Source organism: Pseudomonas sp. SDI (assembly GCF_003105155.1).
Taxonomy (GTDB): Bacteria; Pseudomonadota; Gammaproteobacteria; order Pseudomonadales; family Pseudomonadaceae; genus Aquipseudomonas.
Window position 1 is genome coordinate 1 of sequence record NZ_QETK01000009.1, and the last position, 16,018, is coordinate 16,018.

At 65.8% G+C, this 16,018-nt stretch carries 12 protein-coding genes and 2 riboswitches; of the genes, 8 read left to right on the forward strand and 4 right to left on the reverse strand.

What is annotated here, in order from left to right; all coding sequences use genetic code 11:
- The 3 genes from DCO48_RS07770 to cobW form a co-directional block, all read right to left on the reverse strand.
- Positions 1-877, reverse strand: an 877-nt coding sequence (locus DCO48_RS07770) for an ATP-binding protein (protein ID WP_116550019.1), incomplete at its 3' end; no start/stop codon positions are given.
- 2 nt (positions 878-879) lie between these two features.
- Positions 880-4,635, reverse strand: coding sequence for a cobaltochelatase subunit CobN (gene cobN / locus DCO48_RS07775; protein ID WP_116550020.1), 3,756 nt, complete (start codon positions 4,633-4,635; stop codon positions 880-882).
- A 3-nt stretch (positions 4,636-4,638) separates the two neighbouring features.
- The gene (gene cobW / locus DCO48_RS07780) at positions 4,639-5,706 is read right to left on the reverse strand and encodes a cobalamin biosynthesis protein CobW (RefSeq protein WP_116550139.1); all 1,068 of its coding nucleotides are present in this window, start codon (positions 5,704-5,706) and stop codon (positions 4,639-4,641) included.
- Between the two features lie 92 nt (positions 5,707-5,798).
- Positions 5,799-6,002: riboswitch (cobalamin riboswitch) on the reverse strand.
- A 56-nt stretch (positions 6,003-6,058) separates the two neighbouring features.
- A riboswitch (cobalamin riboswitch) is annotated at positions 6,059-6,287 on the forward strand.
- A 95-nt stretch (positions 6,288-6,382) separates the two neighbouring features.
- Here cobW and DCO48_RS07785 point away from each other — a divergent pair.
- The 8 genes from DCO48_RS07785 to DCO48_RS07820 all read left to right on the forward strand — a co-directional run bounded on the left by DCO48_RS07785 (position 6,383) and on the right by DCO48_RS07820 (position 15,522).
- A complete protein-coding gene (locus DCO48_RS07785) occupies positions 6,383-6,565 on the forward strand; it encodes a CbtB-domain containing protein (protein ID WP_116550021.1) in 183 nt (60 codons plus the stop codon).
- A gap of 11 nt (positions 6,566-6,576) precedes the next feature.
- The gene (locus DCO48_RS07790; protein ID WP_116550022.1) at positions 6,577-7,263 is read left to right on the forward strand and encodes a CbtA family protein; all 687 of its coding nucleotides are present in this window, start codon (positions 6,577-6,579) and stop codon (positions 7,261-7,263) included.
- Positions 7,263-7,670 (forward strand): cobalamin biosynthesis protein, encoded by a 408-nt coding sequence (locus DCO48_RS07795; protein WP_116550023.1) that lies wholly within the window; start codon positions 7,263-7,265, stop codon positions 7,668-7,670. Before DCO48_RS07790 ends, DCO48_RS07795 begins: the two co-directional genes overlap by 1 nt.
- Before the next feature lie 27 nt (positions 7,671-7,697).
- A complete protein-coding gene (gene cobM / locus DCO48_RS07800; RefSeq protein ID WP_116550024.1) occupies positions 7,698-8,444 on the forward strand; it encodes a precorrin-4 C(11)-methyltransferase in 747 nt (248 codons plus the stop codon).
- 72 nt (positions 8,445-8,516) lie between these two features.
- Complete coding sequence (locus tag DCO48_RS07805; protein ID WP_116550025.1) at positions 8,517-8,762, forward strand: DUF1272 domain-containing protein; 246 nt, start codon at positions 8,517-8,519, stop codon at positions 8,760-8,762.
- 377 nt (positions 8,763-9,139) lie between these two features.
- Positions 9,140-11,362, forward strand: a complete 2,223-nt coding sequence (locus tag DCO48_RS07810) for a TonB-dependent siderophore receptor (protein WP_116550026.1) — start codon at positions 9,140-9,142, stop codon at positions 11,360-11,362.
- A gap of 246 nt (positions 11,363-11,608) precedes the next feature.
- A complete protein-coding gene (locus DCO48_RS07815; RefSeq protein WP_116550027.1) occupies positions 11,609-12,223 on the forward strand; it encodes a response regulator transcription factor in 615 nt (204 codons plus the stop codon).
- 8 nt (positions 12,224-12,231) lie between these two features.
- Positions 12,232-15,522: an ATP-binding protein gene (locus tag DCO48_RS07820; protein WP_116550028.1), complete on the forward strand. Its 3,291-nt coding sequence runs from the start codon at positions 12,232-12,234 to the stop codon at positions 15,520-15,522.
- Here the strand turns inward: DCO48_RS07820 and DCO48_RS23190 are convergent.
- Positions 15,519-16,013 (reverse strand): methyl-accepting chemotaxis protein, encoded by a 495-nt coding sequence (locus tag DCO48_RS23190; RefSeq protein WP_371919490.1) that lies wholly within the window; start codon positions 16,011-16,013, stop codon positions 15,519-15,521. The two genes, DCO48_RS07820 and DCO48_RS23190, sit on opposite strands and share 4 nt — an antisense overlap.
- Positions 16,014-16,018 lie beyond the last annotated feature (5 nt).

A 16,018-nucleotide genomic window follows, 5' to 3' on the forward strand; every position in this document is an offset into this window, starting at 1 on the left:
CGGCCGGCGGCGGGGCCGACTGCGCAGGCGGCTGGCGGCGATGGCGCAGGGCGAACTCGGCCACGGCGTCGATATCTTCTTCCTTTATATGCGCATCACCACGCCAGGCGGCATGCGCCCGCGCCGCACGCAGCCACACCAGGTCGGCGCGCAGGCCATCGACGCCCGCCGCAAAGCAGCGTTCGGTGATCTGCGCCAACGCGGCGTCGTCCAGTGCGATCTGTGGCAGGCGACTGCGCGCCGCCTGGCACTGCTCGCGCAGCGCCGCCTGAGCCGCTGCCCACTGGGCACAGAACGCTTCAGGGTCGCTGTCGAAGTCCAGCCGCCGGCGAATGATCTGCCCGCGCGCTTCGGGCAATGGCTGCCCGTGCAGCACCACGTTGAGGCCAAAACGGTCGAGCAGTTGCGGACGCAACTCGCCCTCTTCCGGGTTCATCGTGCCAATCAGCACGAACCGCGCACTGTGCCGGTGGGAAATACCGTCGCGCTCGACGCGGTTGGTGCCGCTGGCGGCAACGTCCAGCAGCAGGTCGACCAGGTGGTCTGGCAGCAGGTTCACTTCATCGACATAGAGCACACCACCGTCGGCCTTGGCCAGCACCCCCGGCGAGAATTGCGCACGGCCCTGGCCGAGCGCTGCATTCAGGTCGAGGGTGCCGACCAGACGTTCCTCGCTCGCACCGAGCGGCAGGGTCACGAACGGGCCCTCGCCCAGCAGGTCGGCCAGGCCGCGGGCCAGGGTGCTCTTGGCCATGCCGCGCGGGCCTTCGATCAGCACACCGCCGATCTTCGGGTCGATGGCGGTGAGGCACAGGGCCAGTTTCAGTTCCTCGGCGCCTACCACGGCAGCCAACGGAAAATGGATCGGTTCGCTCATGTTCAGTTCTCTTCTTCGCCGTCCAGCAGCTGCTCTTCAAGGGCCTCGCGGTACTCGCCCGGTTCCTGCCACAGCCCGCGCTGCTGGGCTTCCAGCAAGCGCTCGGTGATGTCGCGCAGGGCCTCGGGGTTGTGCTGTTGGATAAACGCGCGGGTCGCGGCGTCGAGCACGTAGGCGTCGGCCAACCCCTGATAATGGTGGTCGTCGATCAGTTGCGTGGTGGCGTCGAAGGCAAACAGGTTGTCGACGGTCGCCGCCAACTCGAAAGCGCCCTTGTAGCCATGGCGCTTGATCCCGTCGATCCACTTCGGGTTCAGCGCGCGGGCACGCATCACCCGGTTCAGTTCTTCCTTGAGGGTGCGGATGCGCGGCCGGTCGGGCTGGCTGTGGTCGCCGTGGTAGCTGGCCGCCGGTGCGCCGCCAAGGGTTTCCACCGCCGCCAGCATGCCGCCCTGGAACTGATAGTAGTCGTTGGAATCGAGCACGTCGTGCTCGTGATTGTCCTGGTTCTGCAGCACCGCCTGGACCTGGCTCAGGCGCCGGGCAAAGTGCTCGCGGGCGGCGGTGCCGTCGTCGGCGCCGCCATACGCATAGCCACCATGGTTGAGGTAGACCTCGGCGAGGTCTTCGCGGCGGTTCCACAGCCGGCCGTCGATGGCGTTCTGCACGCCGGCCCCGTAGGCACCGGGCTTGGAGCCGAAGATCCGCCAGCCCGCCTGACGCTGAGCGTCGTCGCGGCTCACACCATTGGCCTCAAGCGCAGCGCGCTCGCTGCGCACCTTGGCCGCCAGCGGGTTGAGGTCATCCGGCTCGTCCAGTGCCGCCACCGCCTGCACGGCGGCATCGAACAGCTTGATCAGGTTGCCGAAGGCATCGCGGAAGAACCCGGATACGCGCAAGGTCACGTCGACCCGGGGCCGGTCGAGCAGGCTCAACGGCAGAATCTCGAAGTCGTCGACGCGCTGGCTGCCGCTAGCCCAGACCGGGCGCACGCCAAGCAGGGCCATGGCCTGGGCGATGTCGTCGCCGCCGGTGCGCATGGTCGCGGTGCCCCACACCGACAGACCGAGCTGGCGCAGGTGGTCACCGTGGTCCTGCAGGTGGCGCTCAAGAATCAGGTTGGCCGAGGCGAAACCGATGCGCCAGGCCGTGGTAGTGGGCAGATTGCGCACGTCCACGGTATAGAAGTTGCGCCCGGTCGGCAGCACGTCCAGGCGTCCCCGGCTGGGGGCACCACTCGGTCCGGCGGGGACGAAACGGCCGTCTAGCGCCGCCAGCAGGCCGTGCATTTCCGCCGGACCACAGGCATCGAGCTGTGGCGCGACCTGCACCTGCAGGGCATGCAGGATCGCCTGCACCTCAGGCCAGTCCTCGGGCAGGCAGAGGCTGGCATTCAGGCTCGACACGATCAACTGTGCCGCATACAGCTCCAGACGCTCGCGGCTGTCGCCCGCCGTGCGCCATGGCTCGGCGCTGAGCGCCAGCAACGCAGCGGGGCGCGGTCCTTGCCACGGCTGGCCGAGGTCGCAGTCCAGCGGATCGAAGCCCAGGCGCATGGCGCGGGCCAGCGCCCGCAACAGGCTGGCATTGGCCCCGCGGCCATCGCCACGCTCGACGCGCAGCAGGGCCAGCAAGGTGTCGATGCGCAGGCGGCCGGCCGGCGACTCGCCGAAAACGTGCAGGCCGTCACGAATCTGCGACTCCTTCAGGTCGCACAGGTAGGTGTCCAGGCGTGGCAGCCAGACGGCGGCATCGTCCAGCGCACCTTCCAGCTGCAACTCGCGGTCGATATGGTTGTCGCGCACCAGTTCGAGAATTTGTCGCTGCAGCTCGCGCGCCCGGCGCGGGTCAAGCAACTGTGCCTCGTAGTACTCGTCGGCGAGCAGCTCCAGGTGACGCAACGGCCCGTAGGTTTCGGCACGGGTCAGTGGCGGCATCAGGTGATCGATGATCACCGCCTGGGTGCGGCGCTTGGCCTGGGCGCCCTCGCCCGGGTCGTTGACGATAAACGGGTAGATGTTCGGCAACGGCCCGAGCAGCGCGTCCGGCCAGCACTCGGCAGACAGACCGACGCCTTTGCCCGGCAGCCATTCGAGGTTGCCGTGCTTGCCGACATGGATCAGCGCATCGGCCGCGAAACCATGGCGCAGCCAGAAATAGAACGCCAGGTAGGCGTGCGGCGGCACCAGGTCGGGGTCGTGATAGACCGCGCTCGGGTCGACCTGGTAGCCGCGCGCCGGCTGGATGCCGACGAAGGTCAGGCCAAAGCGCAGGCCAGCGATCATCATCCGTCCGTTGCGGCACATCGGGTCGTTTTCCGGCTCGCCCCAGCGCTCGCGCACGGCCTGCTGGTTGGCCAGCGGCAGGCTGGCGAAGGCGGCGCGGTAAGCGTCCAGCGCCATGCTCTGCGCGCAGGGGCGCTGGTCGCGGCTGTCGAGGTCGTTGCTGACCCCACCGAGCAACGCCTGGATCAGCGCCGTGCCGCTCTCCGGCAGCGGTGCCAATGGGTAACCTTGTGCCTGCATGGCGCGCAGGATGTTCAGCGCTGCAGCCGGCGTATCCAGGCCGACACCGTTGCCGATCCGGCCATCGCGGGTCGGGTAATTGGCCAGGATCAGCGCCACGCGCTTCTGTGCGTTGGGCTGGCGCGCCAGTTCGCACCAGCGCCGCGCCAGCTCGGCGACGAAATCCATGCGTTCCGGGTGCGCGCGGTAGCAGACCACATCGGACTGGCTGCGCTCGCTGCGCCAGGCCAGGTCCTTGAAGCTGATCGGCCGGGTAATGATGCGCCCATCCAGTTCCGGCAAGGCAATGTGCATGGCCAGGTCGCGCGCGCCCAGGCCCTGTTCGCTGGCCTGCCAGCCTTGTTCGTTGTCCTGCGCGCAAATCGCCTGCAACACCGGAATGTCGCGGCGGAACGGCCGCAGGTGCGGCTGCTGCGGGCTGGACTGGGCAAAGCCGGTGGTGTTGATGATCAGCGCCGCGTCGACCTCGTCGAGCCACTGCTCGACCTGCTCCAGGCAGGCCGCCTCTTTCAGGCTGGCGACGGCAATCGGCAGCGGATTGAGACCGGCCGCCAACAAGCGCGCGCAGAAGGTATCGATAAAGGCCGTGTTGGCCGCCTGCAAGTGCGAGCGGTAGAACAGGATCGGCGTTACCGGCTGCTGCGGTAGCCAATCGGCGAACCAGTCGCGCAGTTGCGCCGTGGCCTGGTTCGGGTGATAGACGCTGGTCCGCGGCAGTTGCTGTGGCTCCTGCCAGGGGTAGGCACGGCCCAGCCATTGGCTGGCCAGGCAATTGAACAGGTTCAGCGCGTTGGCCTTGCCACCCTCGCGCAGAAAACGCCAGAGCCGTTCGGCCTGCTCCGCCGGCACCGTGCCGAGGCTGCTCAGCTCCGGGTCGGGACGGTCGTCGCCTGGCACCAGGATCAGTTGCACGCCCCGTGCCGCCAGTTCAACCAGCTGTTCGACGCCGTAGCGCCAATAGCCGATGCCGCCATGCAGCGACACCAGAATCACCTTGGCGTGACGCAGCACCTCGTCGACATAGAGGTCGACCGAGGCATGGTTCTGCACCTGCATCGGGTTAGCCAGACGCAGGCTGGGGTAGTCCTCGGGCAACTGCTGGGCGGTTTCCGCCAGCAGCGCCAGGTGCGAGTCACCGCTGCAGAGAATGACCAGCTCGGCCGGGGTCTGGCCGAGGTCGGCAATACTGTCGTCCGGTACAAAGCCACCGGGCTGGGTCCGCAGCAAGTGCATGGGTCAAGCGCCCAGGGCAGCGCGCAGCTTGGCTTCCAGTGCCGCCGCGTCAAGCTCCTGGCCAATCAGCACGAGGCGCGTGGTGCGCGGCTCGTCGGCACGCCAGGCGCGATCGAAGTGCTTGTCGAAGCGGGTGCCGACGCCCTGGATCAGCAGGCGCATCGGTTTGCCCGGAATCGCCGCGAAGCCTTTGACCCGCAGAATGCCGTGCTGCACCACCAGTTGGGTCAGTGCGTCGAGCAGCAGGCTCTCGTCGGCTTGCGGCAGCTCGATGGAGATCGAGTCGAAGGCGTCGTGGTCGTGATCGTCATGGTCGTCGCCGTCGTGGTGCGAATCGTGATGGGTCTTGCGCCCATCGATATGCACCTCGGACTCGGCGCCCAGGCCCAGCAGCACGTCCAGTGGCAGGCGGCCGTTGCTCGCCTCGATCACCTTGACCGCCGGCGGCAGTTCTTCCTGTACTTCGGCACGCACGGCGGCCAGGGCATCGGCGGCGATCAGGTCGGCCTTGTTCAGGATCACCAGGTCGGCGCTGGCCAGTTGGTCGGCAAACAGTTCGTGCAGTGGCGATTCGTGGTCCAGGTTCGGGTCGAGCTTGCGCTGCGCGTCGACCTGGTCCGGGAAGGCGGCGAACGTGCCGGCGGCCACCGCTGGGCTATCGACCACGGTGATCACCGCGTCGACGGTGCAGGCATTGCGGATTTCCGGCCACTGGAAGGCTTGCACCAGCGGTTTTGGCAGGGCCAGGCCGCTGGTTTCGATGAGAATGTGGTCCAGATCGCCGCGGCGCGCCACCAGCTCGCGCATCACCGGGAAGAATTCTTCCTGCACGGTGCAGCACAGGCAGCCATTGGCCAGTTCATAGACCCGGCCGCTGGCCTCTTCCTCGCTGCAGCCGATGCTGCATTGCTTGAGGATTTCGCCATCGATGCCGAGCTCGCCGAATTCGTTGACGATCACCGCGATGCGGCGGCCCTGGGCATTGTCGAGCATGTGCCGGAGCAAGGTGGTTTTGCCCGAACCGAGGAAGCCGGTAACGATGGTAACGGGGAGTTTGGCCAGTGTTTTCATGTCGATGCCCTTGGCAGGATGGCGGGCATGCAGGACGAGAGCCACAGGTGCAACCTGGGCGCGTTCGCCACCGGATCACCCCGCCCGGTTGAATGTTGGAAACTGTTCGAGGCAGGTCTCCTGGCTTGCGTTGTGCCGGCTGTTTCTCCGGCGCCAGCGACGCCTTCCCGCACCGTTGTGCAGTGGCTGTGTCGCTGTAGGGGCAACGCTTACAGTTGCGGGGGCAGCCGCGGCTTGAACCGCGTTCCCGTCTTAGCTCCGATTTGCACCGAAGAACCTCGAAGCGGCTAGGCTACGCAGTGCCTCCAGGCAGGTCAACCGCTGTATTGACGGATGCCGGCGCCCGTGATTTGCTAGCCGCATTCGTTTGGGTGCCTTTTTACAAGGTGAAACGGGAAACCGGTGCGTCGTCCACGGCTGTAAACGCCGAGCGACAATGCCGGTGCTGCCCCCGCAACGGTAAGCGAGGAAGCGTCTTGACCACTGTGCCCGCTGTTCCGGCATGGGAAGGTGACGCCCTTGGCTGCGCGTGATGCCAGCCCTCGCCAGCCCGGAGACCGGCCCAACGCTGATAGACAAACCCGCGGTGGGCGGGCGCTGTTGCAACCCCTGGGCGCTCTGCGTGCGGGGGGCGCTGCGCTTGCCTGTTGCCGAACAACACCCAGAGGAAAGCGCCATGCCGATCACCGCCAGTCACTCCGCCGTCACCCCCGTCAGCCTCAGCCAACGTATCGTCGTCGCCATCGGCGCGTCGCTGCTGGGCCTGTGCCTGGTGTACTTCGCCGGTTTCTCGCACATCGAAGCGGTGCACAACGCTGCCCACGATACCCGCCACAGCGCCGCCTTCCCTTGCCACTGAGACCTGCCCCGATGATCAAGCGCATCGCCCGCACCGCAGGCTTCAGCGGCCTGCTGGCTGCCCTGCTGCTGACCCTGCTGCAAAGTTTCTGGGTCGCACCGCTGATTCTGCAGGCGGAAACCTACGAAACCGCCACGCCGGTGGCCGAAGCGCACGAACATGCCGCCGGCACCGCCGAGCACCACCACGATGCCGAAGCCTGGTCGCCGGAGGATGGCTGGCAGCGCGTGCTGTCGACCACCGGCGGCAACCTGGTCGTCGCCGTCGGCTTCGCCCTGATCCTCGCTGCGCTGTATACCCTGCGCGCGCCTGGGCGTGCCGCCAGCGGCGCACTGTGGGGCCTGGCTGGGTTTGCCGTGTTCTGCCTGGCACCAACCCTCGGCCTGCCGCCGGAGTTGCCGGGCACCGCCGCTGCCGAACTGGCCCAGCGCCAAGCCTGGTGGGCCGGCACCGCTGCTGGCACTGCGGTCGGCCTGGCGCTGATCGTGTTTGCCCGCAACTGGCTGCTCAAGGCCCTGGGCGGGGTGCTGCTGGTGCTGCCACACGTGATCGGCGCGCCACAGCCGGAAGTCCATGCAAGCCTGGCACCGCAAGCGCTGGAAACGCAGTTCAAGGTGGCTTCGCTGCTGACCAACGCCGCGTTCTGGCTGGCCCTGGGCCTGATCAGCGCCTGGCTGTACCGTCGTCAGCAGGCTTGATGCCTGCGCTGTATGTCGGGCTGGGCTGCCGTCGCGGTTGCCCGGCCGAGACCCTCGAAGGGCTGCTGCGCCGGTCCTTCGCGGCCAACGCCCTGCCCCTCGACCGGCTTGCCGGTATCGCCAGTATCGGCCTCAAGCATGATGAACCCGGCCTGCACGCACTGGCGCGGGCGCTGGACGTACCCTTGCGTTTCTTCAGTGCTGGCGAGCTGGCGCAGTTCGAAGCGCGCCTGAGCCAGCGCTCTGCCATCGCCTTTGCCCACAGCGGTTGTTATGGCGTGGCCGAAAGCGCTGCCCTGGCCTTGGCCGAACGCCGCAGCGCGGGCCCTGCCAGCCTGCGCCTGCCACGCACCCTGGCCGCCGACGCCAGCCTGGCAGTGGCCTGGGTGCCGACCTTTGGCGGATAATCCGCCGACTCTTTTCAAGGATTTGCCATGACCGTCTATTTCATCGGCGCCGGCCCCGGCGATCCGGAGCTGATCACCGTCAAGGGCCAGCGCCTGATCCATCGCTGCCCGGTGATCATCTACGCCGGCTCGCTGGTTCCCGCCGCGGTGCTCGAAGGGCATTGCGCCAGCACCGTGATCAACAGCGCCGAACTGCACTTGGCGCAGATCATCGAAGCGATCCAGGCCGCACATGCCCAGGGCCAAGACGTGGCCCGCGTGCACAGCGGCGATCCGAGCCTGTACGGTGCGATCGGCGAGCAGATCCGTCACCTGCGCACGCTGGGCATTCCCTACGAGATCGTTCCCGGCGTGACCGCAGCCGCGGCCAGTGCCGCGCTGCTGGGCTGCGAGCTGACCCTGCCGGACATCGCCCAAAGCGTCATCCTCACCCGCTACGCCGATAAATCGCCGATGCCGGCCGGCGAGGCCCTGGCGAGCCTGGCCAGCCATGGCACCACCATGGCCATCCACCTCGGGGTGCAGCACCTGGAGAAGATCGTCGCGCAGCTGCGCCCGCACTACGGCGGCGACTGCCCGATCGCCGTGGTGCACCGCGCCACCTGGCCCGACCAGGACTGGGTGCTCGGCTGCCTCGACGATATCGTGCCGCAGGTGCTGGCCAAGGGCTTCCGGCGCACCGCGCTGATCCTGGTCGGCCGGGTGCTGGCCAGCGACAGCTTTGCCGAGTCGGCGCTGTACCGGGCCGGGCATGCCCATCTGTATCGCCCCTGAGCGGGGCCATTGCATCACGCCCACGATCGTCGCAGAGTAACCGCTCAATCGCCCCTGCCAGAGGATTCGCCCATGCTCGCGTTACGCCCGTTCTGTGAATGCTGTGCCACCCCCTTGCCGGGCGATAGCCGCGAGGCGTTCATCTGCTCGTTTGAATGCACCTTCTGCCGCGACTGCCACGACCATATCTTGAAGGGCCAGTGCCCGAATTGTGGCGGCGAGCTGGTCGCGCGGCCACCGCGTGTGGGGGCGGCACTGGCGCGCAATCCCGCGTCGACCGAGCGCATCGTCAAGCAGCAAGGCTGCAGCCGGCACTGAGCGGCGGGCGCCGGCAGGGTCGGCGCCTTGCTTCATTTGGCTTACGGCCTAATCCAAGATATAGCTGTAACTATAGCTCATAAGTCTTTGTTTTTATTGATTTTTAATCACTGAGAATACGCCAAACACCAAACCTAATAAAATGATTCAAAAATTCCTTATAACGCATTGATTTATAAGGTATTTACACAAAATTTACTTATTTCCTCTCCTCACTTACCCCTCGCTCAAACCGCTCTAACCCGTGGTTCCCGCTTAATATTTTATTTTTTCGCCAACCCCTTTACACACAAATGATAATAACTACCATTCTCGCCTTTCTTGAGCGGGTGAACCTCTGCCTGCCTGCTCGTTTTCTGTCTCAGGAGAGATCTGACATGGTGTCGCGCTTCAACCTCAGCCACCTCACCCTCGCCGTGCTGGCCGTCACCGGCACCACTGCGTTGCAAGCCGCCCCCGTGGCACTGGACATTCCTATCGAGGCCCAGGACCTGCCGGTAGATGGCAGTCGCCAGGCCATCCAATTGGAGAACACCCGGGTGTTGGGTACCGCCGAAGAAGAACTGAAACAGGCACCGGGCGTGTCGATCATCACCGCCGAAGACATCCAGAAGCGCCCACCGAGCAACGACCTCTCGGACATCATCCGCCGCGAACCCGGCGTCAACCTCACCGGCAACAGCACCAGCGGCGCACGCGGCAACAACCGTCAGATCGACCTGCGCGGCATGGGCCCGGAAAACACCCTGATCCTTATCGATGGCAAGCCGTCGACCTCGCGCAACGCCGTGCGTTATGGCTGGAGCGGCGACCGCGACACCCGCGGCGAAACCAACTGGGTACCGGCCGAAGCCGTCGAGCGCATCGAGATTCTCCGTGGCCCGGCCGCCGCGCGCTACGGCTCCGGGGCCATGGGCGGCGTGGTCAACATCATCACCAAGCGCCCAAGCGCGGAGCTCAAGGGCGCCATGACCCTCTACACCCTGCTGCCCGAAGACGACGCCGAAGGCATGAGCAAGCGCACCAACTTCAGCCTCAGCGGGCCACTCACCGACGACCTGATCTTCCGCGTCTACGGCGGCCTGAACAAAACCGACGCCGACGACCAGAGGATCAACTCGGCCCACCAGGCCTTCGAGGAGTCGTTGATGGCTGGCCGCGAAGGCGTGCGCAACAAAGACATCAACGGCATGCTCAGCTGGAAGATCAACCCGCAGCATACCGTTGACCTGGAAGCCAGCTACAGCCGCCAAGGCAACATCTTCGCCGGCGATACCATGCTCAACGCCGGCGGCGCCTTCGTCGAAAGCCAGAACGGCAAAGAAACCAACATCATGCAGCGCTCGGCGTTCGCCCTCACCCACCATGGCGACTTCGACTGGGGCAGTTCGATGGCCGCGCTGTCCTACGACCTGACCCGCAACGACCGTCTCAACGAAGGCCTGGCCGGCTGGGGCGAAGGTGCCCCAAGCGCAGGCGCCGGGCGCTTCGAATCGCGCCTGCGCAACACCCGCGCCAACGGCGAGCTGAACCTGCCGCTGAGCTACGGCCTGGAGCAGGTGCTGACCGTCGGCGCCGAATACCTCTACGAGTCGCTCAACGACCCAGGCTCGCTGCGTCCGCAAGGCTACGACCCGGCCGGTTTCGCCCGCGAAACCAAGACCACCGCGCGCAGCCACGCGCTGTTCGTCGAGGACAACATCGAAGTCGGCAGCGACACCATCGTCACCCCTGGCCTGCGCTACGACCACCACGAGCGCTTCGGCGACAACTTCAGCCCAAGCCTGAACGCTTCGCACCAGATCACCGAGGCCCTGAGCATCAAGGGCGGTATCGCCCGCGCCTACAAGACCCCGAACCTGTACCAGGCCAACCCCAACTACCTGCTGTACAGCCGCGGCAACGGCTGCAATTCGGGCGAAACCAACATCGGCGGCTGCTACCTGCTGGGTAACGACAACCTCAAGCCGGAAATCAGCGTCAACAAGGAAATCGGCCTGGCCTACGACAAGGGCACCTGGCGCACCAGCGCGACCTACTTCCGCAACGACTACAAGAACAAGATCGACGCCAGCAACCAGGCGCTGTACCGCCTGCCCAACGGCCGCCGGATCCTGCAGTGGGAGAACAAGGGCAAGGCACTGGTGCAAGGCATCGAGGGCAACCTGTTCGTCGAGCTGACGCCGAGCCTGGACTGGAACACCAACTTCACCTACATGATCGATTCCAAGGACAAGGAAACCGGCGAAGCACTGAGCGTGATTCCCAAGTACACGGTCAACACCACGCTGGACTGGAACGCCACCGACAAGCTGTCGTTCCAGGTCAACGGCACCTATTACGGCAAGCAGGAAGCGCCGGGCTACAACGCCCGCCTCAACGAGCCGCTGGACCGCACGGTACAGAAGGACGTCGACCCGTATGGGCTGGTCGGCATCAGCAGCGGTTACGCCTTCAACCAGAACTTCAGCGTGCGCGTGGGTGTCAACAACCTGTTTGACAAGCGGCTGTACCGCGAGGGCAACTCGGACGAGGCCGGTGCCTTGACCTACAACGAACCGGGTCGTGCCTACTTCGCTTCGGTCACCACCTCGTTCTAACTGACCCCGTAGCCCCTCGGCGTGCAAGGCGCCCAGGGGCATTTCCCTGTGGCGCCGGGCGTTTCGCCGCGCGGGGACGGGTCTTGTAGGAAAAATCCTCAATCCACCCGCATTAATCCCACACATCTATACTTCGTGTACTCATTCAACCTGATTCGACGTATCGTGGCGTCCCTGCCGGTTTTTCCTGACAGGCGTCTTTCCGAATGACTCGGGAAACATACACTTCTGAAAAAGAGCTGCGCCATGCACAAGGTCCTACTCGTCGATGACCACCCCATCATATTGTTCGCCACGCGCCTGATGCTCGAACGCGACGGCTACGAAGTGGTTGGCCAGGCCCAGGATGGTGCAACCGCAGTCGGGCTGGCGCGCAAACTGCAACCGGACGTGGTCGTACTCGACCTCGGCATGCCACAGCTGGACGGCCTTGGCGTACTGGAGCGTCTGCGCGCGCAGGACAACCCGCCGCGGGTGCTGATCCTCACCGGCCGACCACAGCGCCTGTATGCCCGGCGCTGCATCGAAGCCGGCGCCTCGGCGTTCGTGGTCAAGGAAGACAGCCTGGATATCCTGCGTGCCGCGCTCAAGGCTGTGCTTTCCGGCTACTCCTACCTGCCGGACTCAGGCCATGTGCTCGACGCCTCGGGTTCGGAGCTGGAGCGCCTCGATCGTCTGTCCAATCGCGAAATCGCCGTGCTCGCCCTGCTGATCAAGGGCGCCTCCAACACCCATATCGCCGAGAGCATGCTGCTCAGCGCGAAGACGGTAAGTACCTATAAAGCGCGGATCATGGAAAAGCTCCAGGTTGATTCGCTGGTGGAAATGGTCGAGTTGGCCAACCGACACAAGCTAAGCTGAGCCGCCCTATGCCCCTACGCCCGCTTGTCCTCGTACTGTTCGGTGGCCTGCTCGGGCTATTTGCACTGCAATCGGCCACCGCCCTCGAACCGGTGACCCCACGCCACCTGCTGGCGCGCTCGATGAGCAGCAGCCCTGCGCTGCAACTCAGCGCCGAGCAGCGCCAATGGCTCAAGGCCAAGCAGGTGCTGCGCCTGGGCACCTCCTCGCCCGACTACCCGCCGCTGGACATCAATATCAGCCAGGACGATTACGAGGGGCTGACCGCCGACTACATCGGGCTGGTCAGCGAACAATTGAAGATCCCGGTCGAGGTCTACCAGTTCGCCAATCGCCGCCAGGCCATCGAGGCCCTGCACAGCGGCCGCATCGACCTGCTCGGCAGTGCCAACGGCTTCGAGGCCGCCGAGCAGAACCTGGTGCTGAGCGCGCCCTATGCCGACGACCAACCGGTGATTGTCACGCCCTTCGACCAGCGCTACCCCGACGACCTCGCCGGCCTGCGCCTGGCAATGGTCGATCACTACCTGCCGACGGTACAGGTACAGCGCCTGTATCCGCGCGCCGAACTGCAGCTGTACCCCTCGACCATGGCGGCCCTGTCGGCCACCGCCCTGGGCCAGGCCGATGTCTTTATCGGCGACGCGATCAGTGCCGACTTCATGATCGGCAAGAACTACCGCGACAGCTTGCTGGTATCGCGCTACGTCAAACCCGAGCGTTCCTCGTTCGCCTTCGCCGTCAGCGGCAAGAGTACGCAATTGCTGCAACTGCTCAATCAGGCGCTGGACAACATTACCGATAGCAACCGGCTGAACATCGCCCGGCGCTGGAGCAGCGGCGTCAGCAGCGTGCTGCTGAACAAGAAAGCCTTGACCCTGACCCCAGCCGAACTGGCCTGGATCAAGCAGCACCCGACGCAACGGGTGGTGGTGAACAAGTACTTCGCGCCACTGAGTTTCTTCGACGAGGGCCATCGCTTCCGCGGGGTCATGGCCGACCTGCTGGAGCAGGTCAGCCTGCGCACCGGGCTGGCCTTCAAGGTGATCGAAAGCGCCTCGGTACCGGACATGATCGCGCAGGTCGAAAACGGCCAGGCCGATATCGTCGGCGCCCTGCAATACGGCCCGCAACGCGCGCGCAGCCTGGCCTTCACCCGGCCCTACTTCGCCAACCCACGGGTGCTGGTGACCGGCCTGCGCGATAACGCCGTGCACAGCCCGAGTGAACTCAACGGCAAGCGTCTGGCACTGATTCGCGCGACACCAGTGGCCAGCGAGCTGCGCCGGCGCTACCCGCAGATCGTGCTGATCGAACTGGACGACCCGCTGGCGCTGATGGAATACGTGGCCCAGGGCCGTGCCGATGTCGCCCTCAGCTCGCTGATCAACGCCAACTATTACATCAGCCATGTGTTCAAGGATCGTCTGCGGATTGCCGCCCCGCTGGACGACACGCCGGCGCTCGCCGCGTTCGCCACCGCCCGCGACGCCAGCCTGCTGCACAGCATCCTCGACAAGACCCTGCTGAGCATCCCGCCGGACGAAATGACCGAGATGGTCAACCGCTGGCGGGTCAACGCACCGTTGGGCAGCACACCCTGGCACAACTACCGCTCGCTGATCTTCCAGATCCTCACGGTCGCCGGCCTGCTGATTTGCGCGATCGCCCTGTGGAACCGCTACCTGCGCAAACTGATCCGTCAGCGCAGCGACGCCGAGCAGGCCTTGCAACGTCAACTGAAAATCAGCGAAAGCCTGCTCGAAGAGCTGCGCCAGGCCAAGGAACAGGCCGACAGCGCCAACCACGCCAAGTCGACCTTCCTCGCCACCATCAGCCATGAAATCCGCACCCCGATGAACGCGGTGATCGGCCTGCTGGAGCTGTCGCTCAAGGATGCCGAGGACGGCCGTATCGACGCTTCGGCGCTACAGGTGGCCTATGACTCGGCCAACGGCCTGCTGGCACTGATCGGCGACGTGCTCGACATTGCCCGCATCGAGTCCGGGCATATCGAGCTGGCGGCGGAGCCGACCGACCTCGTGGCGCTGATCGGCAGTACCGTCGAAGTGTTCAGCAGCAGCGCCCGGCTCAAGGGCCTGGCGTTGCGCTGTACGCTCGACACGTTGAACCAGGCCGTGCTGCTCGACCCCCTGCGCGTGCGCCAGATCCTTTCGAACCTGCTGAGCAACGCCATCAAGTTCACCGAGCACGGCCACGTTGCGCTCGACCTCAAGGTGCGCCCGCAGGCCCACAGCCAGGCCCTGGCGGTCACCCTGACAGTAAGCGACAGCGGCATCGGCATCGATGCCCGCGACCAGGCTCGACTGTTTCGCCCATTCGCCCAGGCCGGCAACCAGCAGGGCCTGCAAGGCAGCGGCTTGGGCCTGGTGATCTGCCGCACCTTGTGCGAACTGATGGGCGGCCGCCTGAGCCTGCACAGCAGCCCCGGCGAGGGTACCCGAGTGACCCTGCAACTGACCCTGCCACTGAGCGACATCGCCGCCCTCCCGGTGCCCAGCGGGCCGCTGCAGCCGCAGGCGCGCACGGCGCTGGAGATCCTGGTGGTGGATGACTACCCGGCCAACCTGATGCTGCTGGACAAGCAGCTCGGCGTGCTCGGCCACCGTGTGCAGCAAGCCAGCGATGGCAGCAGCGCCCTGCACACCTGGCAGCAGGGTCGCTTCGACGTGGTCATCACCGACTGCAACATGCCCGGCATCGACGGCCATGAGCTGACCCGGCTGATCCGGGCCGCAGAACGCGCACGCGGCCAGTCCCGCGGCCTGATCCTCGGCCTCACCGCCAACGCCCAGCTGGAGGAGCGCGAACGCTGCCTGGCCTCGGGCATGGACGACTGCCTGTTCAAGCCCATCGGCCTGGGCGAACTGCGCCGGCACCTGAGCGGGGTAAAAGGCAGGTGCGGCGCCGTGTCCGCGCCCGCGCCCGGCGAGGCTAGCAGCGGCTTCAACCTGGACAACCTGACCCACCTGACCCTGGGCGATCCAGACCTCATCCAGCGCCTGTTACAGGAGCTGCTGCAGAGCAACGCCGAAGACCTCGACGCCCTGCGCGCCCTGGGTGCGGCACCGACCCGCGGCGCCTTGCGAGACGTGACCCACCGGATCAAGGGCGGCGCCAAGATGCTCCGTGCACGCGGCCTGGTGGCCCAGTGCGACGCGCTGGAACAGGCCTGTGTCGGCGACGCGCCGGCACAGGCCCTGGCGAGCTTGACCCAGGCCCTGGAGCACAGCCTCGAAGAGCTTCAGCAGCACCTGGTCCGTGCCACTGCCGGTTAATGCAGTTGCAGGGTCGAGTTGATCTGGCTGATGGCGTCGACCACATGCTGCGAGCCTTGCTGAATCTCCAGGATCACCTCGCCGGCTTCATTCGCCAGCTCCACACCCAGGTCGGTACGCGACAGGCTCGACTGCATGCTGGCGACGGCGGTCAATGACAGATCGTGGTTCTGCCGCACCACCTCGACAATCTCCAGCGTCGCCTGGCTGGTGCGCGCCGCCAGGTTGCGCACTTCGTCGGCGACCACGGCAAAGCCGCGGCCATGCTCGCCGGCCCGCGCCGCCTCGATAGCGGCGTTGAGGGCGAGCAGGTTGGTCTGGTCGGCGATGCTGCGGATGGTCTGAACGATCTGCCCGATCAGCTCCGATTGCCGGCTCACCGCATCGATGCTGCTGGCCGCGGCATTCAGCTCGCGGGAAATCTCTTCGATCACCTGCACGGTTTTCTGCACCACTTGCGAGCCTTTGCGCGCGCTCGCGTCGTTTTGCACCGAGG